This is a genomic window from Macrococcus sp. DPC7161 (assembly GCF_004117835.1).
Taxonomy (GTDB): domain Bacteria; phylum Bacillota; class Bacilli; order Staphylococcales; family Staphylococcaceae; genus SDSC01.
In genome coordinates, this window is record NZ_SDSC01000022.1 from 1 (window position 1) to 1,373 (window position 1,373).

A 1,373-nucleotide genomic window follows, 5' to 3' on the forward strand; every position below is an offset into this window, starting at 1 on the left:
TGTAGTGAACCCAAAAAGTTGAACTTTTTATTAAGCTACTTTCATTAAAGCAAGATTTCTGTATTCTACAGGAGTCTTGCTTTTTAATTTTCTCTTCTTTCTAACGAAATTATAATATTCCATATAATCATTAATTTCCTCTACTAATTCATCATACGAATCAAATGATTCACCATAAAACATTTCCTGCTTTAATATTCCAAAAAAATTCTCCATTGGAGAATTATCTAGACAATTACCTTTTCTAGACATGCTTTGAATGAGTCTATTCTTTTTCAAAGTTTGTACCCAAGTATTATGTTGATATTGCCAACCTTGATCAGAATGGATAGTAGTTCTATAAGGGAGGTCAGGGATGACTTCTATTGCTTTCATTAGGGAATCCATTACGAACTCCAATGTTGGACGCTTGCTAACCGAATAAGAAATAATTTCCTTTGTACATACATCGAAAATTGTTGATAGATATAGCTTATTTCCATTATTGATACTGAATTGTGTGACATCTGTAAGTAATTTTTGATATGGTCGATCCGTTACGAATCTGCGATTCATTTTATTCTTGGCAGTTTTGCCAACTTTCCCTTTGTAAGACTTATATGTTCTATTTCTATGCTTAAACTTTATGCATAGTAGATTGTTTTCCCTCATTATTCTAAGAACTTTTTTATGATTAACAACAAAACCTAAGTCTCTTAGTTCATCAGTTACGGTACGATATCCTATCCTATTTTTATGTATAGCAATGATTTCTTTAATCTTCTTAATTAAATTATCGTCTTTTTGAACTGGAATACTTAAACGTAATTTCCAATAATGATATACACTTTTCGCTATCTTAGCTACTGATAAAATTTCTTTTAACTTGTAAATAGATTCATTCCTTAGCTCAATAATAGCAGCAACTATTTCTTTGTTTGATTTTTTCGAGCTAAGGATTGTAACTTTTTTTCGAGAGCAATTGCGATTTCTAATCTTCTGTTTTCTTCACGTAAGCGTATTAATTCTTCTCTTTCACTTTCGTTTAAACTATTAGTATTAACTTTATTCTTATTTTCTTTCATAGTTTTAGACGCACGACCCTTCGGTTTTGATTCTAAACCTAGGATACCATATTGATTATATTTCATCTGCCATTGAGCAATTAAAGTAGGATTAGAAATACCAAATAATTTAGCCGTCTCTTTATAGGATAGTTGATTATTAATTCTGTGATGAATAATTCTTAATTTTTCATCTCTTGAATATTTTTTTCTTGTCATACCAGAAATCAGACCATCAATACCGAAGGTATCAAATTGATAAACCCATGTTCTTATTACTGAAGATTGAATATCATATTTTCTACCTAATGAATCATAGCCATTATTTCC

The 1,373-nt window shown here is 29.8% G+C and carries 2 protein-coding genes; both read right to left on the bottom strand.

Annotated elements, in window-relative coordinates; all coding sequences use genetic code 11:
* Positions 1 to 30: 30 nt before the first annotated feature.
* On the bottom strand, positions 31 to 975 hold the full coding sequence (locus tag ER639_RS11885; protein ID WP_129065968.1) for an IS3 family transposase: 945 nt from the start codon (positions 973 to 975) through the stop codon (positions 31 to 33).
* A partial coding sequence (locus ER639_RS11890) for a helix-turn-helix domain-containing protein (protein ID WP_164993450.1) occupies positions 906 to 1,373 on the bottom strand: 468 nt, incomplete at its 5' end. The genes ER639_RS11885 and ER639_RS11890, both read right to left, overlap by 70 nt.